Genomic DNA, 25,726 nt, shown 5'->3' with positions numbered 1-25,726 from the left:
TCCGCTATCCATTAAGCTATTTTCTTCTTAGTTGTAATTCCACTACTAAACTGCCACCCATCATTTAAATGATCCATTAAACCCTGATACACAAATACATCAAACAACCAAACTTTTTGATTATCTCCAAACCCTGGTTCTTTTCGAAACAACATATATTTTCGTGTACCTTCGTATCTTTTTATAACACTCACCCCTTTATGATCTTGTCCGTTCACCTAACTTCTTAAGTAACGGAAATCCTTCATTGATAGCTCGTTTACTTCCTTTCACATCAACCACTTCTACACGCCCATCTGAGTACGTTATTTTAAAGTCCGTTGTAAACTTCATAGCTGCCTTTTTCGACTTCCCTGACTTTGTTATACTGCTCTTAATCTCAAAAGAAGGGATTAATGTATAGCTAGGGTGGCACTCTATACAAGTGACTTCACCCTTGCCTTTTAAGTACATGTAATACTCCGACTCAGTTTTAGAATCAAACTATATACCATCAATCATGATCGGCTTGCTCTTAATCTTCGGTTTCCTCTTTTTCTGTACTTTCACTTTTTGTTTATTTTTAAGAGGTTTAGTCTTTTTCTTTTTAATCAACTGCTAATCTCACTTTCTAATAGTTGCGATAGGTAAGACTTTGAAGTTATCTCCATCTTTTCCCCCGCTTAGCACTGTACGTGCGACTTTCATCGCATACAGCGCCCCATCTTATCCTTTTATACTAAAGTAACTAGATTACAAGCTTTACGGAGTTTGTTTATTTTCTTCAATTGTTTATCGTTCAATTGAAGAATTCTCATATATGTTCTAATCGTCTCGTCATTTGTAGCGTGAATCAATCTATCTCTCATTGTAGGGATTCCTAATGGGCGTTTCTTCCCATTAGGTTTAGGTATTTCTACCCTACGTACCGTATTTGGTTTGTAATTTGTGAGAGTTTTTCTAATATCGTCAACGAAGGAATTTACATCTTCCATTTTATAATGGTCGATTGTAATACCATCTGTTCCTTCAGTTTTAGAACCACTGTTAGCCTTTATACTTCTATATGCCAATAGAATATTTTCTTTTGATATGATGTATTTATATAGATTTACACCTTTAGTAGCGTTATTTTCACTACGTTGGTATAAATCATCGAACACTTTTTGTATATCGTAATATTCTGCATGTCGTAATGTTGTACTCACCGATGTATTATTTCCCCTTTCTTACGAAAAGTCCCATCATCTTACTCGATCCTGTGAGTTACATCTAGTTAATTTAGTTTTCAAAGAACAAGACTAGGGACTATCCCTCCACATTCGTTACATGCTTCGTCGGTACTTTGTCCCCACCTTCACAAGAATGAAGCAATTTCGGTTCGTTAGAACCTTATATGCATCTGTCCGCTAGTAGGCGTTGGTGACAGTTTCTTGCTTACCACGTTCCGATTGACTTAGCTATACATATATCCTTAGGTGCTTGCTTTAAGCCTGTTATCTTTACACCCTCATCGTTAGATGTTCCGAATTTCGTATCCTTTACTCTTACTTTTCGGTAGATAACGTCATCATTGACGACATACAAATTTCTATTGTATTAATAATTTAGACCCGTACATTCGCAAGTTCGCCAGTCCGTTATTTTAGACATTCTCACCATAGATATTTTGTAGCATCCCGACCTATCCATTACCATATGATTTCTCACTTAGGTTTTGTTCAGCCGACTTCACCTAGCTTCATACAATTTGTGACTACTATCACGCCTTGCATGTAGGAGTATTAGATAAGTAGTTTCAGCTCAACCTGACGGCTTTCATTCCTACTTTCAGTCAAACAGTTGTTGTTATCAAATTAATAACCCTCCTACTTCGTGTTTGCACACTTATGAGGAAACGTGTCGCACAAAGGATTATTTTATTAAGTTCTCTATGAATTATTTTCTTCTATCTCTTGGCTTTCTTCTCTTATTTGACCAATTAATGAAACTACTGAACCGACTGCTTGGACCCAACTCCCCGTAATCACTATAAGTTGTCCATCCTCCTCATCACCTTCCGAAATTCCCTCCACTTTATCCCGACTAGCTTTCAATTCCTATATCCCACCTATTGCCTGTAATGAATCCCCAGTCGCTTGTAACATATTCCCGACAATGTTATACGATTCATCTATATTTGAACTATCCTCTATTTCCCCACCTATTGATGTAACACCACCTAATGCTTGTATCCAATTCCCTGCAATTACTAATTTTTTTTGTGTTTCATCTTCAAAGTCTATAATGAGTCCTGTTAGAACCGTTATATTACCAATTGATTGGATTTCGTTCCCAATCAATTCAAGGGATATTTCTCCTTGTCCATCAGCTTCCAGACCGTTCCCCGTTGCCTGTAATACATTCCCCCATATGTTCAAGTCTTTGCTTAATTCGCTGTTCAATCTTTTTAAAGGTGTACTCCCAATCGCAGCAATAATTGTCCCTACTGCAACAAACCAAGCGCTAGCTATCTCCTTAATCGGATCATCCATTCTCAATCTACCCCGTCATTAATTTATTACTTACAGGATATGAATTTGCGCATATCCATGTTAATATCCTACTTCTCTCCCCTTGAATAAAACTAAATATTACGTCAATAATATAGATGACATTAGATTTTCGCCTTGTTCCCCCTTGGAGATGAGCAGTTAGTTTTTGCTAACTGCTCTTATATTTATAACAAATATAAGATTCTTTATAATGATTCTTCCTTATTTCTCAATATAAGGAGCCTTGGATTTTCATTAAAACTCCTGTAGTATATGAACAAAGAGTAAGGTAAGAGTTACTCTTTGCCATTTTAGGAAAGGTTCTGTTGGAGACAACAGGACCTTTTTCGTAAAGAGATGGTTTTGTTTAATTTTTCGCCACTAACTACAAAAATATATCATAATCTTTATATATTAAATTAATTTAATTTATTAGAAGTAAATCAAATGCCAGTTACACTAGAACTTATTCTTTTCATTCTTATAGCAATTAGTGCTGTTGGCTATTTAATAAAAGAATTTCAAAAAACTAGGAAAAGAAGACTTGGAATTTCAATAGAATTTTTGGTTCTTTTCTGGTCAATATGGAGAATATCGACTATCATAATCTAATTTGTAAAATATAATCTCCCCTGAATAAAACTTAATATTCCGTCAATAATACAGATAGGCTGTTAAACAGCCGGAAATCTCTTGTGTGTAACCTTACTAATCGAGACTTCCTTCAAGACTGAGCAGTTAGCTTTTGCTAGCTGTTTTTCATTTGAAATCAAATAGTGTTTTTGTTCAAAATAATGCCCCATTCATTTGGACACATTTACCACTATTTTTACCAAAAAATTCATGATATGGTTAATTAGTCGAGTACGTCATTACTTGACGATTACCCTTAGAATCCCCGCAGACAAACGGGGGTTCTTTTATTTAAATAGCTTTTTGGTTAAAAACCTTTCACACTTAAACTAGACAAGCATATGTTATTGTATGGAGACCTTCCAAGCATAGCAATCTACCTTTCAAGGAGCATACTTATTAGTGTGCTCTTTTCATTTGCTACTAAATAACGATTTGTTAAATTTTTTCGCCTTTTAACTGGACAAGCATATGTTATTGTATGGAGACTTTCCACTCATAGAAATCTACCTTTCTTGTCAAAGAGCATACTTATATGTGTGCTCTTTTTCGCTTGTTATGAAATAAAGATTTTGTTCATTTTTTTGATACATTTATGAAACATTCATGTGTTATCTTCAGTAAGTCCTTTTAAAAACAGAAAGATTTATTATGTAAAAGACCCTAGTCCCCTCTAGGGCTTTTTACGTTCAAATAAGGATTTTATTAAAAAACTGCACATACATTAATCATGATAGGCTTTTCGATATGAGTCTTGGTCATAGGGCGCCTTAAAAAGCGCTCTTTATTTTTATAGTGACAGGCTCAATAACTCCAAGTAACAAATACAATATAAAAAATTCACTCATGAAAATCTGATTACGATTTTTTGAATTTTTTATATCTCATGAGACATTCACCTATCTTACTAAGAGTGCATATAAAAATGTGCTCTTTTTATTTGTTGTTAAATAAGAATTTTGTTTAATTTCCATTAACCGTTTTATCCACTTTACATATAGTAATATCACATGGAATTTCATAGGTTTCTCTGGACCAGTTACCTTGTATTCTTTGTGAATCTTGTGGAAATAATCCGTTTATGACTAACGGGTTCTTTTATTTATTTTTCATACAACGATTATGCGTTGGGTTCATCAGTATTGAATTGGACAAACGAATCCGTCGTCACCTCAAACAAATGACTCTTGGAGAGTCGATGAAACCTATATAAAAGTAAAAGGTCAATGGATAACTTATTCCTTACAATGGTAAAAGTGCTATAGGAATCTCGCAAATCCAAAAGTTATATGAATCATATTTTGAAGTTTTACGATATGAAATAAATGTCCTTGGATGGAAAGCAACCGAATTAAGACATCTTATAGGTCGTCTAGGTGAATTCTTTTGTGTTCTTTATACGAATGACGAGCTATCCAAAATGACTAATCAGCATGGATATGATGTCATCAAAGATGGGAGAAGAATAAGTTTTAAAACAACTGCCCAAGGAAAAGGTTTTATCACGATCAATCAAAATACATTCTACCAATTCGATGATTTCTTCGTAGTTCAGTACAAAGATGATGATTTAAAACTATTATTTTACGGGCCAAAGGCAGAAATTCCATCGCTTAGACCATATGGGAATAATTACGAGGTCAATATAAGTTCTTTAAAGAGAATAGAAAAGACACTCCTTTAAGAGTGTCTTTTCCTATATTTTTTTAGCAGAAGCAACTGCATCCGATAATGATTAATAGTATAAAGAGTACAACGAGTAAAGCAAATCCGCCACCAAAACCGCAGCCTTCGCCGCAACTACCACCATAGCCCATAACAATAGTTCCTCCTTTAGATAAGAGGGTGAAACTAGGGTTCATTCCATGTATTTTAACGGGTTCACTTTACCTTATGTTTTTATGCCTGAATTGAGCAGGTCCTAAAAAAAAGACGCCATAAGGCGTCCCCCACAATTGGGTAGATAAGGTTTAGTTTTCTAATTTAAAGAAATTATGTATCACACCTTGAGAGTATATCATAATATCTATTAAATTTAATATTCTATGCATTATTACATAAAAGAAAAGAGACCTTAATGTGCCTTTCTACTCTGTAACAAATTTAAATACATAGTACATAAAAAATAAACAAGATAGATATGCTAGTCTGCCAGCAATCAATTCTTTCATAAATTTCATAAGTATCACTTTGACAAGCAATGCTAAGAATAACAGTATAAACAGTACCATAGCAAGTTTGATCGCTATGGCATTTATAGTTGGGTTAAACGGTTCAAAATTAATTATGATATTCACTTACTTTTCCATTTATCCTTTTATTTTTATAATACAATTTATATTGTTTTGTCCACTAAAAAATGACACTTTAAGGTGCCTTCATCTCACTTAAACCACCCAAACTTGAAATTTTTACATTTTAATAGGAAATATCAGGAGGTTAATTTTCATTTTTATGTTAAAATATTCAATATTCGTATTGATATTAGGGAGATGAATAGTATGTCTGGTGATTTCAACATGGATTCTAATTATTATGTAAGTGGTGCTGAAATCTTAGAGTTATTAGGTAGTTTAAGTCGTTTATTAATTGTACGTGAATTGGTTGTAAGTGGGACTTTAACAGTTTCTCAGTTGAGTGCTGCGACGCATATTTCGGAACCTATGATTTTACAACACTTACGCAAACTAACTATAGGTAATATTGTAATTAGCGAGCGCAAGGGTACAAGGCTTTATTGTAGAATAGAAGATAAGAAAGTTATTGATATTATCAATTTATTAGGATTATTATATTAAGTTTTATTTGATGTCTTTTTTTGAATTTAAGCACTTTATAATTGAAACAATAACAAATAAAAAAAACACCCTAAGGTGCCTTCCTGCGACTTGAACCATCGTATTGTAATATGGTATCGGATGCCAATCCAATTATTATTTTACCACGTTAAATAATTTCGGTTATTGAGAAATAATAAAAGCCCTCTTTTGAGTGCCTGTTTCTAATTTATTACATCCTTAATTGATTGTAAATTGATTTGAATACGTGAATTCACCACGATATTTAATTGCAGCTACATAAGTACCACTTGTATAGCTATCTGTGATAGGAGTTTGCCAAATTTCTGTTCCAGGAAGAAATTCTGGTTCTATTGTTTGGAATCGTTCTAGGGTACCATTTGTGTGGACTTTAAAAATTTTCATTTGCGCACCAAAATGTTCTCTACCAAAGTGCTGTGTTAAGTAAAATGTATCACCAGTTATTAAATCCCCAATTTTCCAATCAGGTTGATATGTACTTTCCACGGAACTTTCCAGATCCACAATGGTTTTAAATCCCCAATCATCATTAAATGGATCTGAGTAAGCTGCAGTAACTTGTGAGGTAGGCTTAATCATTTCTATTGCAGTAAACCCGCTAAATGTTAACGCCCCAATTAATACTAATTTTCCTAATTTCATTATTGTTTCCCCCTATTAATTTTCAGAAATATTAAAAATCAGAAGTCATACACACATAATAATATAATTTATTGTATTATATTTCAAATATTTTCTAAAAAAATCCATAAACATAAAAAAGACACCCTAAGGTGCCTTCCTCCGACTTGAACCATCTGAATTTTAATAATATGTATTGGACTCCTATCCGAATATTATCTTATTATTTCTCATGAAAAGACACTCTCAGATTTCATCTGATGACCATATTTTGTGTGATTTTGTAAAAAAATGTAGAAATTTAAGTTGAAATATTACATTATTGTTAGGACTTATTTTTTATATATTAGGGGTTCTACCACATGCCCATCAAGCTAATATTTTGAAGTAACCCTAAAACGAAAATTTTATCTCTCCACACTTGTCTATGAGAATTCAACTCATTTTTTTCGTTTTGGGGAACAATGAACTTCTTAACTTGATGGCAATTTGACAGGATCCTAGGAATAAAGTTGTTAATTTAATGGGCATAATTCTGTCATTCTACCGATGACATCAACAAAATTTTTATATCTATAATACGGTAGTTATTGTTGATGAGCATGTAGTTGAAATGATTCTTTTTTATTTTCCATCTTTCTATGAATAAGGTGGAATAATATGAAGGCAAGAATTCCTATTAAAAAATAAATAAACCACGCCCAATATGTATGATTAAATTTATTTAACCATGCACCAAAATAATTCCCTATAGATCCTCCCAATGCCCAGGAGGTTTGAAACATTCCAAAAAATAATCCAGCAGGTCTATTGGTACTAAATTGAGCTACCGCCATTTCTCCACCTGGTAAAGCCAGTGTTTCCCCCAATGTATAAAGGAAGATGCAACATAGCATCCAATATATAGACGGAATAAAAGGGATCATAGCTATAGATGTTCCCATAATTAAAACCCCTACTTTAACCATTATTATGGGATTCAACTTGATAAATAATTTTCGTAAGAAAAACATGAATATTAGCCCCGAGATTCCATTTACGATAAAAATAGAACTTACTAATTCTTTATTTCCAGATAAAGCATAGGCTTTAATCGGAAATGAAATATTTAATTGAGCGAACATAATCCAAAACAGAATCATAATACCTATGAAAGTTAAGAATAGTGTGTTAGAAAATGCATACTTTACACTTTCCAATATATTTTTATTGTCCTTAATAGTTTCTGGGTATTGTTTACGATATACAAAAATAGCAAATGCTAATATCATCATAGAAATACCAGCTATGGCAAAGGGGTATATGGGATTCATCTTGACTAGTAATGCTCCAATTGCTGGTCCTATAATAACTCCTGCATTCAGCATTTGATTAAAATAAGTAAACGTTTTTTTTCTCAATTCTTCCTTTTGGGAAGCAAAAAAGGCTGTTACTGAGGGATCAAATAGTGCTCCTCCGAGGCCAATACAAAAAGAAGATAATACTATAAACCAAAAATTCTCCGCATAGACAAATAACCAAAAACCTAATCCCCTTACGATAACACCTAACAATACATGTATGGTATGACTTCCTCGATCACCGATAAATCCTGTAATGACTGATAACCCACGTTGTGAAATTAAAATTGTAGTCAATACTGTTCCTAATTCTAAAGGAGAAAAATGTAGACTATCTGTTAAATAAATAGCGAAAAAGGGCATTATCATGAAACTTCCCGTATTCATGAATAGAACAGCTGCAAGCAATATCCTGATGGAGACAGGAATTTTGAGAGTAGTCATGGTAAGAATCCTCCTTTTGTTAACTGTTAAAACATTTAAGTGGTTACACATTGTGTTATAATCGTATCAGTACGAAGAAAAAACGTCAATCATTAAAATAGTTAGGTGGTTAACATGGAACATAATCAATTAGCGCCAGGAAGGTTGGAGATTATACGTACCTTTTTAAATACTTGGGAAATATCTAATGATACAAGACAACCGACAGATCATTTAAAAAACGAAAAAAACTTAGAAGCATTTATTAAGAAAAATTTTTCTAATGTTGATGTTAGTGAGAACTTAGATAACCTATATCAATTTCGTTATGACATTCGAAAATCAGTTGAAAATCATGATATAAGTTATTTAAGCGAATGGTTACTTAGAAATCCTATTCAGGTTGCCCTTATAGATCAAAATACAATTCAATACTCTCCAATGAAAAAACACGACTTCCTTTATGAAATGCTAACAATTATTGTAGAAAGCATTGCATTAAATCAGTGGCAACGTCTTAAAGCTTGTCCTGATTGTCAATGGGTTTTTTATGATTATTCAAAGAACGGAAGTAAACGTTGGTGTAGCATGTATGCGGGTGGACCAAAAGGTAGGGCCTGTGGGACGATTGCTAAGGTGAAAAGATACCGGGGAAAAAATAAATAAGATGAATCCTATCATTTCAAATGAACTAAATCTTTTCGCACAAGAGCTACAATACTTTTTATCTCCAGTAATCCTACAAGACATCGCCAAACAAGTTGGTTTTGTACAACGATCTAGTAAGTATCAAGCAAACGAACTCATTGCCCTTTGCGTATGGCTCAGTCAGGAAATAGCTAGCACATCACTTACACAATTGTGTAGTCGATTAGAATCTTCCACTGGGGTACTGATGAGCCCAGAAGGACTGAATCAACGCTTTAATACAGCAGCTGTCGCATTTCTTCGAGAAGTCTTTACTTCTCTTCTCACACGAAAACTCTGTACAAATCAATCGCTTTCTGCACACATGATTTCTACTTTCAATCGTATCCGTATTTTAGATGCGACAGTGTTTCAACTGCCTGATCATTTCGCCACTGACTATCAAGGTTCAGGTGGAAGTAGTAATACGGCAGGCGTGAAAATCCAATTGGAATATGATTTACTGAGTGGTCAATTTCTTAACGTACAGCTTGGACCAGGAAAGAATAATGATAAAACATACGGTACCATCTGCCTTGAAACCGTAGAGGCGGGCGATTTGTGTTTGCGTGATCTTGGTTACTTTGATTTAGGAGACTTACAATCCATTCATGATAAAGAGGCTTACTATATCTCGCGGTTGAAGCTGAATACACGTATTTATATCAAGAACCTTGAGCCAAAATACTTCAAAAATGGGACATTAAAAAAGCAAACAGAATACATCCAGCTTGATATGACACAAATTATGTTTGGTCTAACCCCTGGTGAAACGATAGAAATCTCTGAGGCATACATTGGCCAAAATCAGAAGCTTCCAACACGTGTCATTATCCATCGTTTAACCGATGATCAAACGCAAACACGCCTGAAAAACCAAGCGATACGTGAAAAGAAGAAAGGCATTGTCATGAAGGATAAAAGTAAACGTTTAATGGGCATGAATGCATATATCACGAACACGTCGCTAGAAGAAGTACCGACGAACTACGTGCATTCATTGTATTCACTTCGTTGGCAGGTTGAGATTTTATTTAAAACGTGGAAGTCATTCTTTGAAATTGATGAATGTAAAAATATTAAAAGAGAACGCCTAGAGTGCCATTTATATGGACAACTCATCGGCATTCTCCTCTGTTCTTCTACGATGTTTCAAATGCGACAGCTTCTGCTTGAAAAGAAAAAGCAGGAGCTGAGTGAATACAAAGCGATTTATATGATTAATGATTACTTTCCGTTACTGTTTCAAGCGATAGCCGTTGGCACAGAAGAACTTTTGAAAATTCTGCATCGCCTTTATCAGCTGCTCAAAAAGAACGGTCGTAAATGTCATCGGTATAAGAAGATGACCGTCTTTGATATTCTAGGGGTTGTGTATGAAACAACGATGAAGCATAGAGAAGCTGCCTAGTGAAAAAATTGCGTTTTAGTAGGCTTCTTTGGCATGCCTAATATTCCATCACTCACTAGTTTTGAAACAAGGATCATTTCGTATCTAGTAATTTACGTTGTTAGCTTGATGGGCATGGGGTTCTACCACATGCCCATCAACTTAAAAATATTAACTACCCTCAAGAGTAAAAAATGCCATCCTTTCCTATGATTCTACAGAAAGAATAGCGTATTTTTTTATTTTAGGGGGCATTTCTTTTTATTAGCTTTAAGCGATGTGGTGCTTTCCCTATGTAAACTTTAATTTCATTCACCTTTATTAATATTATTATATATACATTCATTAATTAACATATCGATGTCTTGACTTAAATACAAAACTTGCTTATGGGTAAACCCATACTTCTCTACAAGTTTAATTAGTTCTTGTTTCTTTGATTCAATTAGTTTTTGTAAATCTCTCATCTCCATATCTTTAAAAGCTCCTTTAATACTATTTAGCAGTTAAATTATAGTATAAATATAAAAATAAGGGAACTGGTAATTTTGGTAATTGAGATTTAAGGTAGAATTAAATATGTAAGAATCTATATATGCAGAATTGCATTTAAAATCTTCTATATTGATGTTATACTAAGATTAATTGAGAAGCATCTAATTAATTATGATTAATCACTACATTTTCTTAAATAGCATGTCAACGTATAAAAAGACACTTTAAGTAGTGTCTTTTTATACGTTTTGCCCCTAATACTAGGGTAGAACTAACACATAGTTATAAACTGTATAGAATCCCCTATTGTATGTTGTTTGTTTTTTTATTATTATTCTGATACGTGAAATTATAATGATTTTGTTTGTTTTTTTTGTCACTTATGAAAATTAATATAGCATTCTATATGGATTATATGGTAATATATAAGTAGAAAATTTGTTAGCATTGTTTATACTCTATTGTACGTAGCGTGAAGGACAAACCTTACGCCCAGTTAACTCGGGCGAGGCTTGTCCTTTTTTTATTTTAAGGAGGAATTTACTATGAAAAAAATGTATAAAATCGGAGCAGTTTTAACAACCTTATGTGTTGCTTGTATCGCGATCTTTACTTTAACTAAGAATGAATCAGTCAAAACAGAAACTGTAACACCAGAAAAAGCAATTGTATCTGCTGCAGATGCAGAAAGAGCACCAAAAAATATAAAAGATATTTCAAAAAAAGAATTAAAGCAAAAAATAGAATCCCATGAAGAGTTTATTGCCTATTACTATCAACCAACCTGTCATTATTGCAAAAAAGCTGCACCGGATATCAATAGTATGTCAAAAAATCATGATAGAACCATCTATCGTATTGATATTTCTACACCAGAAAATCAAAGTGCATTTCAAGAGTTCGACATTCCTGGTACTCCTGTTGTTATAGCCTATAACAGAGGAGAAGAGGTTGAACGCCTTGAAGGAGCAGTGTCAGCTGCTACATATGATGGATTCTTTGCGAGACGTAATTCGAGCGCTAGTTAATATAGTGCTCGTTTTTCTTTGTAAGAAAGGAGAATTTACATGCAACAAAACGCCCGTATTTATTCTTTAGACATAATAAGGGGTATGGCCATACTATGTATCCTATTTGCTAATCTACCTACTATGACGGGACTAGATTCCTTTAATCAAGCAGGTTACTCCGGTATAGATAAAGTAGTTCGTTTTCTAGTAGATTTACTAATATCATCAAAGTTTTATACCATTTTTGCATTCTTATTCGGCGTGGGATTTTATATCTTTATGAGAAATACAGAAAAAAAAGGGTATCCCATATATAAACTATTTAGTCGTAGGTTATGTATTCTATTACTATTTGGTGTAATTCACTTTATCTTTCTGTGGTATGGAGATATTTTACATGCATATGCTATAGCAGGTTTTGTTCTATTGTTCTTTTATAAGCGGTCTACTAAGCTTATTTTTATAACAGGTTGTAGTTTTTTACTTGCTAGTTATACTCTACATGTTATTTTATTTTTACATGCAAGCCCTTCTATTCCTGAAGAGATACCAAAATACTATCAATATATGTTTACAGGCAGCACTACTAATCACACAGTGAATCTATTTTCGAATTATTTACATCAAGTAAAAGCTCGTTTGTTCTTTCTTATGACTCAGGAGTTTCAGCAACTTCTAATAGGAATCCCGGAATATATTGGGTTATTTTTAATAGGTTTATGGGCTGGAAAGAAGAATATTTTTAGACGTATATCGGATCTCAGAGGGAAAATTCAAGTTTTACAGTGGAGTTCGCTATTCCTATCATGTCTGCTCTCCCTCCCTATCATCTATTATTTTATAGAAACAGATGTCTATTACTCTATCCATATCCAGTTATGGATTCTATTTGGAGGAAAATCCCTCGCTATATTCTACATATGTTTTCTCCTTTTAATATGTGAGAATGAAAAATATGTAGGGTGGTTACAACCTTTTATGGCTATTGGTAAATTTTCCTTAACTAACTATATTAGCCAAAGTATACTCACGCTAGTGATTCTCTCAGCGTGCTTCCAGGACATTTCACAAGTAACATACTGGCAACTATGTATCTTTGGGATTCTTATTTGTATCGTACAATGTATATTCAGCACACTATGGAGTAAGTATTTCCGATATGGGCCTATCGAATGGCTATGGAGAAAATGGACTTATAAATAAAGAGACGTGCTGTTTTATCCAGCATGTCTTTTTATTTACTCCTATTTGGGGTCGCACCACATGCCCATCAACTTAAAAATATTAACTACCCTCAAGAGTAAAAAATGCCATCCTTTCCTAAGATTCTACAGAAAGAATAGCGTATTTTTTTATTTTAGGGGGCATTTCTTTTTATTAGATTTAAGCGATGTGGTGCTTTCCCTATGTAAACTGCAACTTCATTCACCTTTATTAACATTATTATATATACATTCATTAATTAATATATCGATGTCTTGACTTAAATACAAAACTTGCTTATGGGTAAACCCATACTTCTCTACAAGTTTAATTAGTTCTTGTTTCTTTGATTCAATTAGTTTTTGTAAATCTCTCATCTCCATCTCTTTAAAAACTCCTTTAATACTATTTAGCAGTTAAATTATAGTATAAATATAAAAATAAGGGAACTGGTAATTTTGGTAATTGAGATTTAAGGTAGAATTATATATGGGGTAGCACCAACATTTCGCGAATTTCGTACGCTAAGGAATTATTCGGTGTCTTTTTTTAATATATAGATTAATAAAATAAGTTATATAAATAATTTGTTGTACTTCCATGTACCCTAGCTGATATAATTTATAAGGCAATTATTGGTTAATTAATAATGCACATATATTAGGGAGGTACATAAGTCATGGAGTTAATAATTTCTTCATTTGTATTAGTGGTAATATTCTTTATTCTTTCGATAGTTTTAAGTGGTAAAGGTCAGCGAATAGCAAAAGAAGTTTTAAAAGAGCTTATTAATGGTCCTGAGGGGAAAATGTTGGTAGGTTTTTTGGGATCTGGAGCAGTTATAGGAGTAATTTTTGTCATTTGGCTTTTATTGAACTAAGCATTCCAGTTACTCAGGCTGATACAAGGTGCAAGAAAATTACTGTTCTGATTTCTCCCTTTCAAATGTTATTAATACATAAAAAAAGACACACCGATGGCAGGTTATGTGCCTTCGGTGTGTCCGTTTAGCTAAAGAATTTATCTATTAATTTGTATATTTATCTTAGTAAATTGTTGTTCATGTATTAGAATACATCTCTGAATTTTAAAAGTCAACAGTTTCAAAAAATCCTAATACTAATATATTCACTTATATTTTTCTTATTTTTTATGTATCTAATCTAAAGAAAACAATATTTCAAATAAAAATATATTCAAGTATTTTATATAAATAATACAAGAATCATATATAACTAAACTCAATTATTAAATATAAAGAGAAAATACAAGTGCTTATGAATCCTTATATACCATACGTTCTTTTATAATAAACCAAATTACATATCGTACTATCCCCATTACATACAAGTAATGAATCATAAAAAACACAAATTAAGAAGCTAAATATCATATTACTAAGAATTCACAGGTTTTTATATATAGTATTAAGATAATCACAAGTATTGAATCGAATTATAAACAAATTGAATCGTATCCAAAAGCAGCATAAAGTGTTTATATATTTACGTAAAAACGCCGGTAAAGACATTTCCTTAATAAAAAAACATGTCAAATAACCCTTGCTTTTATGTGATTTTTTAACAAGGGCTGCTGCTTACTATATTTTTTAAGATTTTATGAAGTCTGGATAGGCACCATTTTGATTATAATAATTCATCATTACATCGTGTTTTTCTTCTACAGACAAGCTTTTTTCCGTAAAATCAGTCCAGAATTCTCTAAATTGCACTCGCATAAATGCAGGAATAGAGAATATTTCTTGCTCTTTCGTATAATTTTCAACCTGATCTAATGCATAAGTCATTGCAGTAATCAGTAATTCGTTTTGTTTTTTCTTTGTTGGCATGTATGCAGCAATGTCCACAATTTCCTGTTTAAATGCAATTATCATATTTTCACGATCTTTCTTTCGTAATGATTGTCCCATATACTTTAAACGAGATACTGCTTCCTTTCTGCATTTCGCTACTGGCCTATGTAAATCTTTTTTATCATTCTCCATTACACAGTTTGAAGAAAACACCACATTGAACTTTTCAATGATGACTTGCTTCACCTGTTTTCTAACACGCGCTATGCGAGAGTCGCTAGACTTCTTTTCCTTAGAATCAATTGCTGTAAATTGCACAATTGGTTTTAAAATTTCTATGTATTGTCGTACCTTCTTTGCATTACGATTCAATTTATCCTTTAAAAAAGCCATTCTTCTTGTAATCTCGAACTCTTGAATCTGGTGCTTATAATGCTCCATACCAATTTTTCTCGAAAAAGTATTTATTAATTCTAATAGGAACATAATCCCTCTGTTATCACGAGCCTTTACAAGACTACTAAGTATAGTTGTTTGAATAAGATGAAATGGAATTCGGAAATATGATAGTGATATATCTGTAGTTTTTGCAGCAGTATGGTTATACAAGGCATAATCTACAACCTCATATACAGTACGATTTCCAACAGGTGTCTCTTTTACGAGCCTATGCTCCAAGCAAACTTGAAACCCCGTATAAATTGTTGTGTAGGGAATCCCACTTTTCTTAGCAAGATCCATGATTTGAAATTCACGTGGTAGCATACCAATATCATTACATTCAAAGTGAAGCAAGATATAAGTAGCTAAAGCTGAAGATGGTAATTCTTTTCGTTCATTTTCTAGTTTCACGATGTTTAATAATCCATCGAAAAACTTAACCCCATGAACCTTAAAGTTCTGTTGGGAAAAAGCCATTTGCGCATTCATAGTCTTCTTTTACTCCCCTCCCCAAAAACACAAAAAAGACACACCGCTGGCAGGTAATGCGCCTTCGGTGTGTCCGTTTAGCATTTTTTTATTTATTTATTTGTATATAACCATTAAACAATTGATATTCATGTATAGATTATCTTTATAAAATTAAAATGTCAATACATTTTCTCATTTAAATTTTATAAGAAATAAAACCTATAATTGATTTAATTAGAAGTTGTACCGTAGATATCTTCTTACTGTTAATAATATGCGTTCGACTTCCTATCATTTCCATTTGAATAGACTTTCCCCATAACAACCACACTTTTTTTAGCGTAACACTATCAGTATGTCCAAGTTTAGAAGATTACTTGCAAAAACTTTAGAGTTTTTGCACCAAAACCTTTCAACCTTTATATACAGCCGGATTTTCAAAACTACTTAGTACATAATTAACTCACATATTAATGTTATGTAAACAATTAAAATTTATTCCAGAGAATGCATTCACATTAACATATCAACTGACATTAACATGTAATCAAATTCCCGCTGTTAAATGTTGATTTCATATCAATATTTAACAGCGGAGAACAAGTATACACACACATTCATTTGAAATCATTAACAACCTTATAAGAAACATTTCTAAATGACTAGAATTATAAATACCTATAGAAACTGCCCAGGCTTGCACCATAGTTAAAAGCTAACAAAATATAATAAAACTTATAAACCAATACATACTTCAGTGTATTAATAACCTCTATAACAAATCTCAATTATTTTTTTGATATATTCCACCTAAATAAACACTACTTCGATGGAGCTTCAAAATTCACTCTTAACTCTATGAAACTAAACCCTTAACAAGTTGTCCTTTTAGTTGATACAAAATTAACAACAAGTATAGCATCGTATTCAAATATCAATCTCTTGTTAATAGCATTATAGTTTCATGTTAATGATAATAATATAGATATTCTTAACAATATCACTCAATAACCAATCAACATGTTAATTTCATTCTCTTTATTCACTTTGTTATTTGCATACATAATTAATCAATTAACACCGAAAAGGTATTGATCGACTTATTTAGATGATCAAAAGGAAACTTTAGCATATTTAACCTTCATATCAAAGTGTTCTATAAAATCCATCACTATATATTTATTTTATTTATATATTAATCAAAGCGATTATTGAACATTCTATGTTGAAAGCGCCCCTTTATGGAAGACCACCATAGATACAGCAGGCGCCTATGGTTATTTTAGTTGATAAGACATTAACATTGATAGGAGGCTGTTCTTGTGTAATTTTTTTTCATATCAATGTCACATTCTATGTTAATGTCAATACAAACCCAAGATTCGCCCCTGGATCGGATGATTTTCACCTTTATTAAAAAACAAGGCGTTTTATGTTAGATAAATAACGTCTTTAAGTTGTTTAAAAGCTACCAGTATTAAATTAACTATGCAAATCCAACCAAGTATCCTATACCATATTAAAATACTCGTACATTTCACATTAATGGCAGCGTAGAGTAGGAATTAACTCTTACAGTTTATTTATCTTGATTCTGCTCCTATATCGCTAAGTACATTTAAATTCACCAAATAATACTAATGTAGTAGTATTATTACCTTTTTCTCTAGTTTTTATACATTTTAATTTAAATTCCTTAGTTTAGTATGTTTGTTTTTCCATAGTATACTTTAATTATATCCTTATAACTTATTTACAAAACACCTATATTTCCTTATCATTAATATTAAGTGACATGATTTGTTAATCTCATGGCAACTATCATTAATCTTACTAACATAAAAGATAGGTATTTTCATCGATAGAACATTACCATTTAGACACTTAGAGTTAACAGTAATATCAACAAATCAAGCATATTACGTGTTAACAGTTAATGTTTTGTTAACAAACATTCGGTTACATGTTAATTTTATATTTCATGTCAATTACTGAACAGGTAGGGATTTACATGATTATTATCGAATTAATGCCTAACATGTCAATTTCGGTTTACATGTTAATTACAAATAGGGTGTTTATGAGTTGATTTTTAAGGAGGTAGTTACAGTGATTGACCAAAAAAACGAATCACAAGACCATCAAACTAATGATGATGACATATTAAATGATACTGTTTTTGAAAAAGCATGGCGAATAACTGAATTTTCTAAACTAGTCGGGCGTCATCATAATACTGTTTATAATTGGTTCAACATTCTAGAGGAAAAAGGGCTTCACGAAACTTTAAGAACCCAAAACACAAACGAAAAACTCTATAATACGTTAGATCTTGAAATTGCTCTATTTATAAAACAAAAAAGAGATGAAAAATGGTCTTTAGATGCCATTATTGACCTTTTACCACACCAGTTTGATTTAAGACCAGTTTCACCAGAGAATCAAACAAATGAAGTATCTACCGAATTAAACCTTCAAGCCGCTGCAGAAATTATCGAAAAAATGGTAACTAAGCAGTTAGAAGAAAAAATAAAACATATTGAATCTCATTATGAAGAAAGGGTTGAAAATATACTAAAACAGTTACCACAACCAGAAGATGTAGAAACCATAAAATTACGCCAACGCCAAGATAGACTGGATAATTTCATTATTGAGCATAGAGCACGTCAGGAATTAAGAAAACAAGCAGAAAGCCTGTGGAATAGTAAACCTGAAGAAGAGCGTACTAGAAAAGTAGGGTGGTTTAAAAAAGAGGAAGATTTGGGTAGAAAACAACTCTTCATTGAGCAGTACATACAGGATAATATTATTGATTATATAAAATCTCTTATGAATACTGTGGAATAACAAAAAAGTCTGGATCTTTATCCAGACTTTTTCTTTATTTTGTAGTACCGAACATCTTATCTGGATCTAGGAAATCCGCAAATTCATCATCTTCATTTGCTCCAGCATCTTTATTTTCTTCATCACTACCCATATCAATAAAATCTCCAAATGCAAAGCCTAAGTCGTCATCATCATCTACATTCTCTATTGTACTAATTTGAGACTTTGTGTACTGAATTTGGCTTTGTCTTTCTTTAAACTCATTAAATTCTTCAACTAAACCTTTAGATAACCTTGATGGTAATGCATCAGTTTTATAGAACGTATATACACTTCCTAAGAAATCATTCTTACTTACTAAATACCCGTTAAAAACGGTACCATTTATAGGTAGATTATTTGAAACTTCTACTTTAGCATCATCCATAAAGGAATCATCAATGTTTTTTTGCTCATCTAAGATAGCCAGCATGCCAAAATGATGTACTCTTGACGCTTCAACAGAACCATCGTTATTTTTCTTCATCAAATCAATTGGAGGATGGAATGAGCTTCCTCTTAATGACTCTTGGAACATCTCTATAATTGCATGGCTATTTTCTATCTGGTTCATATTGCGTGAAACCTTATTAATAACTAAACAGCCCGTTTTCTCAAGTAAAATACGTTTAAAGTCTTGAGAATCAAGTATTACAGATGTACCAGATCCATTGGCAGCAGTATTTAACTCATGAATAATCTCACTAATGCGTTGATTTGCATAGTCTCGTGAATTGGCAATACCTTTTTTCTCATTTTCATTTAATTTCTTAAATTCATCATAAAAGTGCTGGTTATCAGCAAATACTACAAATGCTACACCTTTTGATTTATCATTTGCTAATTTCCAAATCTCCTGTGAAAATTTATTTACTTGTCGTAATACATCTGGCCCATCTGCTCGGACAGGCAGTGTTACAACAATCCCCATTTTTATAAAGTCTTTGCGTTCAATAGCATTTTCAAAGGCGATTCTCGTAAACTTCGCTTGATTTGCTTTTATTTCAGCCATTGGGTATTGCTGTGCAACTTTTTGTAATTCTTGTCTAATTACTGGCTTATTATGAAAAGCCGAAAACTCTTCAATGGCCTTAATGATTGTAGAGGTTCCTGTGCCTCCACCAAGTCCTGCAAAAAACAAAACAAGTTCATCAGATGGTCTTACACGTTCAGTTATAAATTCTTTTAATTTTTCTTTTGCGTCATCATTTGAATCAAGAACCTTTACCGCACGCTCAGGGTTTTTACCTAAACCACCTAATTTAAGTGAAACTTGATTGCTTTTTGGTACATTTTTTAGTTCGGCTAGATCCCCATCATTACTATTTAGCGCTAAGCAGTTATATACTGCTGTTCCGTCTGTATGTTTATATTCCGCAAATTTATCTACCATTCTAGTACCAGCTTGACCAAAACCAATCATCGTCATTTTAACTGCTACTTCATTCTTCAAAAAGTTCTTTGCCATTATTTTATCTCTCCTTATTCACTTTTTTTTCTTTTTCCTAATTCAATAAGTACTTGTTGTCCTCTATAAGTTAAGATTAAAAATTTATATGGGTGCATAGTCTTTTCATAAATTAAAGACATTGATGATAATGTACTCACACTTATTTCAGCCGAACGCCTTGATATATTTGTACGTTCAACTTCTAATGAATAAGATTTTCCTTTTGTTTTCTTTACTCTCCTGTCTATAACTACATTTTCCACTATTTCATTAATGGATATGCCCCTCATATATGTTGTCTCTTGAAATTGTTTGTTTACTACGTTTCCTATGTATAGAAATACACTGTATAGTATCTCATCTTGTTCAAGAATATCAGCAAACATGTTTACTACTTCATCTGCAAACTTGATTGTTTGATATTTTTCACTTAAAACCTCGTTCAAGTTGTCCCCCCCTTAAAGCATTGGTTAATTATTCCTAGAAACATAGTACATCATTATACGTCGTATATCAAGTCATTCTATATAAAACTTATATATAGAACTTATAAGTCTCTTAATAAAAGAAATCCGTATTTTACATAGGTTCTTATATACGATGTATATATAAAGCGTATATATGATATATCAATCTCACACTTCATGTAATTCACATTTTAACAAGGATTGATTTACTATCATGACTACATGAAATGAACATATCAAAAAATAGCTCTATTTTATTAATATAAAACTTATAAATTATCAATCCAAAACCTTGTGCATTTTATATATACACTTTGTATATACAGCGTACATTAAACACTATATATATCAATAAATTCCATTCTTATATATATCAATTTCACATCAACACTACATAGTAAGCGGTACATGTAAGTTGTGTGTATAAGAATTATATGTACCGCTTATATAATAATGAGGGAAAAGTTCTGTATTTTAATAATTAACATTGCACTCATCTATTTATATTGATTAAAAGCTTCCATTAAGTTTCTATAAAAATTCATACTTCATTTTCCCTTCATTAACAATTTGCTTTTACATGATTCATCTCTTGTTAGAAAAGGGATTGTTAATGTTATGTTAATGCATTTCTTCACTTAACTTAACTCTTTTATTAATTCGCACAACTGTGTATGCAGTAAAAACAAGGGTGCTGCATGTGAATCCAATTTCTTATCAATTTCAGTCATTCCTAAAAATCTATTAGGGAAGATTGTTAATTTCATATCCACAAAATTACTCAATCATTTTAAACACTTTGTAGTTTAAAATGATTGAGTAGTTTACTTCGATCGTTCTGACATTTTCACTCCATTATTTTCATATGAACAAAAGACGGTATCTCAAAATTTATTATGTAGTTTTATGGTTTAGTGAATGGGGATCTAAATTAAGGTAAAGAGCCCATGGACGTATTTATACCATGCCGTTGATTCAGAAAGAAATAACATTAATTTTCATCTAAGTAAATTGATGATTCAACACAAAAGGAAAAGCCTACAAAAAATTGAATCTCGCACTGAACCAGTAATAGAAGTAGACACTCAATCACAAAAAAGAAATTAATAATCTAATAACGAGGAAAGAAAATCACTCTTTGTTATCAAAATCCTTTTTATAATTCTTGAATAATTTCAATCCATAAAAATCTTAATATTCCTATCTACGTCTTGTTAGGGCGGTATAACATCACTTTATTAGTAATTTTTCTTTTGAATGCTTGTTAGGTATCTAGCAGTACCCCGTCCTAACAATCAGAACAATCTCGTAAATCCCATTAAATCAATAATTTTCTACAGATTTATAAAGCAAGTTATCATCCCAACTTTGGAGTACAAGAGTAGGTATCTCTAGAAGGCAAATCCTCTCATTCATTTTTTCTTGTTTTACAACCAATATTTAGATGTACTAGTATATATAAAATGATACTTATTTAGTTTTAGTTTAATTTAAGATACGAGGTGTATATAATGTTCAAAAAACTGTATAAATATAAACGACCAGGTACCCAAAAATATTTTCATCTAAAAGAAGCAGACATATTTGTTTTTACAGTTTTATATTACAAAAGAGCCCTTACAACACGTCAAATCACTACGTTATATAGTGCATTTGAGGGGAGGGAATGTTCAGAAGCAAGCGTATTTACAAAACTCGACCGATACTCCCAATATGGTGCTATCCTAACTAAAAAAATAGATAAAAGGGATGACAGTATAACAAAACGCGCTTTATTTTCCTTGAAAGAGAAAATAATTGAATTCTTAAAAGAGATAGGGAAGCTCCCACCTGGCGCTTCAAAAAAAAGATATTCACGTATAAATTCACTTCACACTTTATGTTCACGTGAGGTTCTTGTTCGTACTCTACTAGCTACTACAGAGAAGACACAAAATAATGAGATTTTATATAAATTAGATATCCGCTCTTATTACCTGAAGAAAAATATGAAAATTGAGGATGGCCAGTTACCGGTGATACCTGATGAACACATTTCATATCAAGATAAAAATATCTATATTGAAATGGATATGTGTAAAGAAACCAATTCTACCTTAGTTGAAAAAGTAGGCAAGTATGTAGAATATGCTCAAAAAACGAAGGACAATGTTTCAGTTATTTTTGTCATGTACGACAAATCAATGTTCCTTGCAGAAGAAGCAGAACCACCATACGTACGTATGAAGAATCTATTATTTTCTATGAGGGAGTATCACGAACTTTTAATGACAATACCTAATCTAAATATGTACGTCTGCTCACTTAAAGATGCTGGAGACGTTATTTCAGATATCATTCTTGGAAAAGATGACAACCAAAATTTCGAACAAGATATTCTTGTGCCTTTATCTCAACGTACAGTAGGAGATGCTGAATGGCGTTATGCATTTGTTGAGAACGTACAAATATTTAAGGAGCCAATAGATGGCGGTCTACGTCGAACTTATAGGCGAGACAAAGACGTTATACAAGATTTCTTCTTTATTTTTGGGAACGAAAATGATTATCGAATGATCGCTAGATTAGATGACGTCGTGTTTTCAAGAAGAGAAGGGGATGACGGTGTTCCACTTGTAGTTATCTATCCTAAACGTGAAAAGCCCAGAGATATTCTTCTGATGGACACTTATGAAAATGTACGACTGCTATCAATCCAAAATAAAAGTATCCATATAGACATGGATGAACAGATCATGGTACGTACTGCAAATAACGTTCATCCGAAAAGACGTAAACTTGTTGAGTTATATTAATCTATTATTTTTTATATAACACTATATAATTTTATTGATTTTCATTATTTAAGGTGGTAGAATAACGTTTGAACATATAATTAAAACTACAATCAAATCAGAACATATGAATTAAGGCAAGCGACACACGCTGTTTTTACAGTGGGTGTCGCTTGCCTTTTTTTATTTGGAGAAAGGTGGAAAATGAAAATGAATTTGCAATTTACAACTGCATCAACAGCCAATGGGGGAGTGCTTTCTGTGAGAGAGGCATTAGCAAATCCAGAACTAGTACTTGAACATATTACAGAAGAAGGTGCGGAGTTCAGCGTTTCACTACAAGATATTCAAATACCTGGTAAGCCTAATTGTTATTGGTACGACGTATTGATTGAAACTGCAACTGCTAAGAAAATAGAAGTGAATATTGCTGTACTTTCTCAAGAAGAATATGACAAGCTTTGTGAAAAAGCTAGTATCGACCTATATTTAAAACAGACTGAAGATGCAGCAAAGTTCTTTCTAGAAAAGTCAAAAGAGCGATTTAATCCAGAGTTACAAGAACGTTTTACATTCCGCCATAAAGCTCAGCTGTTTCTGTAAGGAATAGGTGAGCCTTTATGAATACGTTTAAGCAAAGGTTGCCTTTATTTACAACTATTACACTAATTAGCGCATTTATTATTTCTTTTGGAGTCGGTTTAATAAACTATATAAAGTTACTATACTATGCATTTGAACTACCGTCTTATCCTATAGAAATTACATATGTACCACTTATCTTAATGTTCTTCTCTTTATTTCTAGGAGAATTTAGTTTTCGTTTCTACAGCCGTATTCCAGCTTTACATGTGAAAAATGGGAAACTTTTCATTCTAATTGCTTCACACATCGCAGTTGATATCCAATTCTTATGGTTTGCAACTGCTCCTATCCATGAAAAGGTTATCCCTTATTTCACGGATAAAGCAACGCATGTTAATTTTGGTGAATATCAGGCAGTAGGCCATGTATTAACGGGGAATTTCCACACATTAACCATGATATTTGTGTTTTTACCTACTGTATTTATGATCTTGTTTACTCTTTGGTATAGCGGGCATATTGTTCGTTACCGGGAAGAAATTTTAAAATGGGTACAAAAATATGAGTACAAAAACCACAAGTTACAAAAATGGTTTAATAGTCAGGAACAACAAATATATCCTGATGTAGAAATTGGTCCTCATATTGAGCATAAAGAAATGGTTCGTATCAAAGGGAAAGATAGAACATTAAATGGAATCATTATTGGTCCAATTGGTTCTGGTAAAACATCTAGTTTAATCATTCCAATGATTAATCAAGATTTACACTGGATGGTACGTTTCATTAATAAGTTCGAGAATGCTTATAAAAAAAATGATTATGATACGGAAGAAGTAAAAGGGACGTTTTTAAATGGTGTCACTGTTATTGAACCGAGTAATGATTTATGTCAAAAAGTATTTAAGTTAGTACAAGCACACAAAATTCCTGAAAGCTCTGTTTACTATATTGATCCAACTAACCCTGATACAAAAAACATAAACATTCTGCGTGGACCAGTTGATAAAGTAGCAGAGGTTTTCGCAATGGTTATTCAAGGTTTATCTGAATCCAATAATGCATTCTTTGAACAAGCACAGCGTAACCATCTTAAGCAACATATCTATTTATTAAAGCTGCACAACCCGCAAAAAGATGTAACCTTCGACGACTTGATAGAGATGTATGTGCGCCCATAAGGGTAGATTTAGAATTGATTAAATAGCACTAATCTAGGTTAGCTCACGAAAGACCTATTACCAATCACCTCACCTAGAAGGGAAACCTAAAGGGGAAAACAGCATGGTGATAAAGTCATAAGTTGGTCAACTACTAAGATCACGACTGAATGGCAAGGTAAAACTCATAAATAAGGATGAAGGCTACACTGCTTGAATGATAGACCAAGGGTGGTCAGCGATACGAGTAATGAAAGGTAGTTGATACATTACTAGGGAACAAGGTTATAAAGAGGATAGTTTAGGTCGTACATATAAGCTATCAGTGAGTCTCTCCCTCCCAGCCACAGTAAGTGGAAAAAGGTCGAACGTCACATCCGACATTATGAAAGCTATTCTTTATCTATCTAAATGGGGATTGCCTAAGTTGGGATGCCACCGGCATACATGCGAATTTGGCTATGAAGAATGACACCAAGTTACTAACAAGGTGTGTGACTTCTGAATACCCAATAAGGCAACGGAGCCTTCATAGTAGTCCGAGCTAGGGAAAGCCTAGT

At 32.5% G+C, this 25,726-nt stretch carries 19 protein-coding genes and 6 pseudogenes; 12 read left to right on the top strand and 13 right to left on the bottom strand.

Annotation, left to right across the window (positions count from 1 at the left end; all coding sequences use genetic code 11):
* Nucleotides 1-11 precede the first annotated feature (11 nt).
* From JFU20_RS01855 to JFU20_RS01835, 4 genes and pseudogenes are all read right to left on the bottom strand, one after another.
* On the bottom strand, nucleotides 12-155 hold the full coding sequence (locus JFU20_RS01855; RefSeq protein ID WP_201038252.1) for a hypothetical protein: 144 nt from the start codon (nucleotides 153-155) through the stop codon (nucleotides 12-14).
* Between the two features lie 43 nt (nucleotides 156-198).
* A pseudogene (locus JFU20_RS01850) lies at nucleotides 199-471 on the bottom strand (DUF1064 domain-containing protein); the annotation flags it as partial.
* A gap of 359 nt (nucleotides 472-830) precedes the next feature.
* Nucleotides 831-1,187: pseudogene (locus JFU20_RS30000) on the bottom strand (group II intron reverse transcriptase/maturase); the annotation flags it as partial.
* 723 nt (nucleotides 1,188-1,910) lie between these two features.
* A pseudogene (locus JFU20_RS01835) lies at nucleotides 1,911-2,513 on the bottom strand (DUF6944 family repetitive protein).
* A 1,731-nt stretch (nucleotides 2,514-4,244) separates the two neighbouring features.
* Here JFU20_RS01835 and JFU20_RS01830 point away from each other — a divergent pair.
* Nucleotides 4,245-4,379, top strand: a pseudogene (locus JFU20_RS01830) (IS6 family transposase); the annotation flags it as partial.
* A 19-nt stretch (nucleotides 4,380-4,398) separates the two neighbouring features.
* A pseudogene (locus JFU20_RS01825) lies at nucleotides 4,399-4,830 on the top strand (DUF6998 domain-containing protein); the annotation flags it as partial.
* 22 nt (nucleotides 4,831-4,852) lie between these two features.
* Here JFU20_RS01825 and JFU20_RS01820 read toward each other — a convergent pair.
* Together JFU20_RS01820 and JFU20_RS30510 are read right to left on the bottom strand one after the other, a co-directional pair.
* Nucleotides 4,853-4,963 carry a YjcZ family sporulation protein gene (locus JFU20_RS01820; RefSeq protein ID WP_078401698.1) on the bottom strand — a complete coding sequence of 37 codons (111 nt, stop codon included), beginning with the start codon at nucleotides 4,961-4,963 and terminating at the stop codon, nucleotides 4,853-4,855.
* Between the two features lie 270 nt (nucleotides 4,964-5,233).
* Nucleotides 5,234-5,443: a hypothetical protein gene (locus JFU20_RS30510; protein ID WP_151304159.1), complete on the bottom strand. Its 210-nt coding sequence runs from the start codon at nucleotides 5,441-5,443 to the stop codon at nucleotides 5,234-5,236.
* Between the two features lie 204 nt (nucleotides 5,444-5,647).
* Here JFU20_RS30510 and JFU20_RS01815 point away from each other — a divergent pair, with 204 nt between their 5' ends.
* Nucleotides 5,648-5,944, top strand: a complete 297-nt coding sequence (locus JFU20_RS01815; RefSeq protein ID WP_151304160.1) for a metalloregulator ArsR/SmtB family transcription factor — start codon at nucleotides 5,648-5,650, stop codon at nucleotides 5,942-5,944.
* 219 nt (nucleotides 5,945-6,163) lie between these two features.
* On the opposite strand, the gene JFU20_RS01810 is transcribed toward JFU20_RS01815, so the two are convergent.
* Together JFU20_RS01810 and JFU20_RS01805 are read right to left on the bottom strand one after the other, a co-directional pair.
* Nucleotides 6,164-6,607, bottom strand: a complete 444-nt coding sequence (locus JFU20_RS01810; RefSeq protein WP_151304161.1) for a DUF5065 family protein — start codon at nucleotides 6,605-6,607, stop codon at nucleotides 6,164-6,166.
* 566 nt (nucleotides 6,608-7,173) lie between these two features.
* Entirely contained in the window at nucleotides 7,174-8,370 is a 1,197-nt protein-coding gene (locus tag JFU20_RS01805; RefSeq protein WP_201038250.1) for an MFS transporter, read from the bottom strand.
* A 114-nt stretch (nucleotides 8,371-8,484) separates the two neighbouring features.
* Here JFU20_RS01805 and JFU20_RS01800 point away from each other — a divergent pair, with 114 nt between their 5' ends.
* Both JFU20_RS01800 and JFU20_RS01795 read left to right on the top strand, forming a co-directional pair.
* Nucleotides 8,485-9,015 (top strand): CGNR zinc finger domain-containing protein, encoded by a 531-nt coding sequence (locus tag JFU20_RS01800; protein ID WP_048561901.1) that lies wholly within the window; start codon nucleotides 8,485-8,487, stop codon nucleotides 9,013-9,015.
* A 1-nt stretch (nucleotide 9,016) separates the two neighbouring features.
* Nucleotides 9,017-10,447: an IS4 family transposase gene (locus tag JFU20_RS01795; protein ID WP_151304162.1), complete on the top strand. Its 1,431-nt coding sequence runs from the start codon at nucleotides 9,017-9,019 to the stop codon at nucleotides 10,445-10,447.
* 287 nt (nucleotides 10,448-10,734) lie between these two features.
* Here JFU20_RS01795 and JFU20_RS01790 read toward each other — a convergent pair whose 3' ends face one another.
* On the bottom strand, nucleotides 10,735-10,899 hold the full coding sequence (locus tag JFU20_RS01790; RefSeq protein ID WP_201038249.1) for an aspartyl-phosphate phosphatase Spo0E family protein: 165 nt from the start codon (nucleotides 10,897-10,899) through the stop codon (nucleotides 10,735-10,737).
* A 567-nt stretch (nucleotides 10,900-11,466) separates the two neighbouring features.
* Between JFU20_RS01790 and JFU20_RS01785 the strand changes: the two genes are divergently transcribed.
* Nucleotides 11,467-11,949 (top strand): thioredoxin family protein, encoded by a 483-nt coding sequence (locus tag JFU20_RS01785; protein WP_201038248.1) that lies wholly within the window; start codon nucleotides 11,467-11,469, stop codon nucleotides 11,947-11,949.
* Between the two features lie 39 nt (nucleotides 11,950-11,988).
* The gene (locus JFU20_RS01780) at nucleotides 11,989-13,134 is read left to right on the top strand and encodes a DUF418 domain-containing protein (RefSeq protein WP_201038247.1); all 1,146 of its coding nucleotides are present in this window, start codon (nucleotides 11,989-11,991) and stop codon (nucleotides 13,132-13,134) included.
* A gap of 218 nt (nucleotides 13,135-13,352) precedes the next feature.
* Here the strand turns inward: JFU20_RS01780 and JFU20_RS01775 are convergent, their stop codons facing one another.
* Nucleotides 13,353-13,517, bottom strand: coding sequence for an aspartyl-phosphate phosphatase Spo0E family protein (locus tag JFU20_RS01775; RefSeq protein WP_201038246.1), 165 nt, complete (start codon nucleotides 13,515-13,517; stop codon nucleotides 13,353-13,355).
* A 296-nt stretch (nucleotides 13,518-13,813) separates the two neighbouring features.
* On the opposite strand from JFU20_RS01775, the gene JFU20_RS01770 reads away from it, so the two are divergent.
* Nucleotides 13,814-14,014: a hypothetical protein gene (locus JFU20_RS01770; RefSeq protein ID WP_078205847.1), complete on the top strand. Its 201-nt coding sequence runs from the start codon at nucleotides 13,814-13,816 to the stop codon at nucleotides 14,012-14,014.
* A 729-nt stretch (nucleotides 14,015-14,743) separates the two neighbouring features.
* Here JFU20_RS01770 and JFU20_RS01765 read toward each other — a convergent pair.
* Nucleotides 14,744-15,877, bottom strand: a complete 1,134-nt coding sequence (locus JFU20_RS01765; protein WP_201038245.1) for a hypothetical protein — start codon at nucleotides 15,875-15,877, stop codon at nucleotides 14,744-14,746.
* A 2,091-nt stretch (nucleotides 15,878-17,968) separates the two neighbouring features.
* On the opposite strand from JFU20_RS01765, the gene JFU20_RS01760 reads away from it, so the two are divergent.
* A complete protein-coding gene (locus tag JFU20_RS01760; protein ID WP_002069459.1) occupies nucleotides 17,969-18,709 on the top strand; it encodes a MerR family transcriptional regulator in 741 nt (246 codons plus the stop codon).
* A gap of 34 nt (nucleotides 18,710-18,743) precedes the next feature.
* On the opposite strand, the gene JFU20_RS01755 is transcribed toward JFU20_RS01760, so the two are convergent.
* Nucleotides 18,744-20,198: an FtsZ/tubulin family protein gene (locus JFU20_RS01755; protein ID WP_002069458.1), complete on the bottom strand. Its 1,455-nt coding sequence runs from the start codon at nucleotides 20,196-20,198 to the stop codon at nucleotides 18,744-18,746.
* Nucleotides 20,199-20,212: 14 nt separating this feature from the next.
* Nucleotides 20,213-20,626 carry a hypothetical protein gene (locus tag JFU20_RS01750; protein ID WP_078205620.1) on the bottom strand — a complete coding sequence of 138 codons (414 nt, stop codon included), beginning with the start codon at nucleotides 20,624-20,626 and terminating at the stop codon, nucleotides 20,213-20,215.
* 1,532 nt (nucleotides 20,627-22,158) lie between these two features.
* Between JFU20_RS01750 and JFU20_RS01745 the strand changes: the two genes are divergently transcribed.
* From JFU20_RS01745 to JFU20_RS01735, 3 genes and pseudogenes are all read left to right on the top strand, one after another.
* The gene (locus JFU20_RS01745) at nucleotides 22,159-23,442 is read left to right on the top strand and encodes a replication-relaxation family protein (protein ID WP_078205621.1); all 1,284 of its coding nucleotides are present in this window, start codon (nucleotides 22,159-22,161) and stop codon (nucleotides 23,440-23,442) included.
* 189 nt (nucleotides 23,443-23,631) lie between these two features.
* Entirely contained in the window at nucleotides 23,632-24,024 is a 393-nt protein-coding gene (locus JFU20_RS01740; protein WP_151304166.1) for a hypothetical protein, read from the top strand.
* Between the two features lie 17 nt (nucleotides 24,025-24,041).
* Nucleotides 24,042-25,175, top strand: a pseudogene (locus JFU20_RS01735) (DNA translocase FtsK); the annotation flags it as partial.
* Between the last annotated feature and the right edge of the window lie 551 nt (nucleotides 25,176-25,726).

It is taken from the genome of Bacillus sp. TH30, assembly GCF_016650875.1.
Classification (GTDB): domain Bacteria; phylum Bacillota; class Bacilli; order Bacillales; family Bacillaceae_G; genus Bacillus_A; species Bacillus_A mycoides.
This window is presented reverse-complemented; position numbering and strand designations above follow the sequence as displayed.

What these genes read in the sequence shown, in the direction of transcription:
- JFU20_RS01855 (WP_201038252.1), bottom strand. Translation starts at nt 155, where the DNA reads ATGTTGTTTCGAAAAGAACCAGGGTTTGGAGATAATCAAAAAGTTTGG.
- JFU20_RS01820 (WP_078401698.1), bottom strand. Translation starts at nt 4,963, where the DNA reads ATGGGCTATGGTGGTAGTTGCGGCGAAGGCTGCGGTTTTGGTGGCGGA.
- JFU20_RS01815 (WP_151304160.1), top strand. Translation starts at nt 5,648, where the DNA reads ATGTCTGGTGATTTCAACATGGATTCTAATTATTATGTAAGTGGTGCT.
- JFU20_RS01810 (WP_151304161.1), bottom strand. Translation starts at nt 6,607, where the DNA reads ATGAAATTAGGAAAATTAGTATTAATTGGGGCGTTAACATTTAGCGGG.
- JFU20_RS01805 (WP_201038250.1), bottom strand. Translation starts at nt 8,370, where the DNA reads ATGACTACTCTCAAAATTCCTGTCTCCATCAGGATATTGCTTGCAGCT.
- JFU20_RS01800 (WP_048561901.1), top strand. Translation starts at nt 8,485, where the DNA reads ATGGAACATAATCAATTAGCGCCAGGAAGGTTGGAGATTATACGTACC.
- JFU20_RS01795 (WP_151304162.1), top strand. Translation starts at nt 9,017, where the DNA reads ATGAATCCTATCATTTCAAATGAACTAAATCTTTTCGCACAAGAGCTA.
- JFU20_RS01790 (WP_201038249.1), bottom strand. Translation starts at nt 10,899, where the DNA reads ATGGAGATGAGAGATTTACAAAAACTAATTGAATCAAAGAAACAAGAA.
- JFU20_RS01785 (WP_201038248.1), top strand. Translation starts at nt 11,467, where the DNA reads ATGAAAAAAATGTATAAAATCGGAGCAGTTTTAACAACCTTATGTGTT.
- JFU20_RS01780 (WP_201038247.1), top strand. Translation starts at nt 11,989, where the DNA reads ATGCAACAAAACGCCCGTATTTATTCTTTAGACATAATAAGGGGTATG.
- JFU20_RS01775 (WP_201038246.1), bottom strand. Translation starts at nt 13,517, where the DNA reads ATGGAGATGAGAGATTTACAAAAACTAATTGAATCAAAGAAACAAGAA.
- JFU20_RS01770 (WP_078205847.1), top strand. Translation starts at nt 13,814, where the DNA reads ATGGAGTTAATAATTTCTTCATTTGTATTAGTGGTAATATTCTTTATT.
- JFU20_RS01765 (WP_201038245.1), bottom strand. Translation starts at nt 15,877, where the DNA reads ATGAATGCGCAAATGGCTTTTTCCCAACAGAACTTTAAGGTTCATGGG.
- JFU20_RS01755 (WP_002069458.1), bottom strand. Translation starts at nt 20,198, where the DNA reads ATGGCAAAGAACTTTTTGAAGAATGAAGTAGCAGTTAAAATGACGATG.
- JFU20_RS01745 (WP_078205621.1), top strand. Translation starts at nt 22,159, where the DNA reads ATGTTCAAAAAACTGTATAAATATAAACGACCAGGTACCCAAAAATAT.
- JFU20_RS01740 (WP_151304166.1), top strand. Translation starts at nt 23,632, where the DNA reads ATGAATTTGCAATTTACAACTGCATCAACAGCCAATGGGGGAGTGCTT.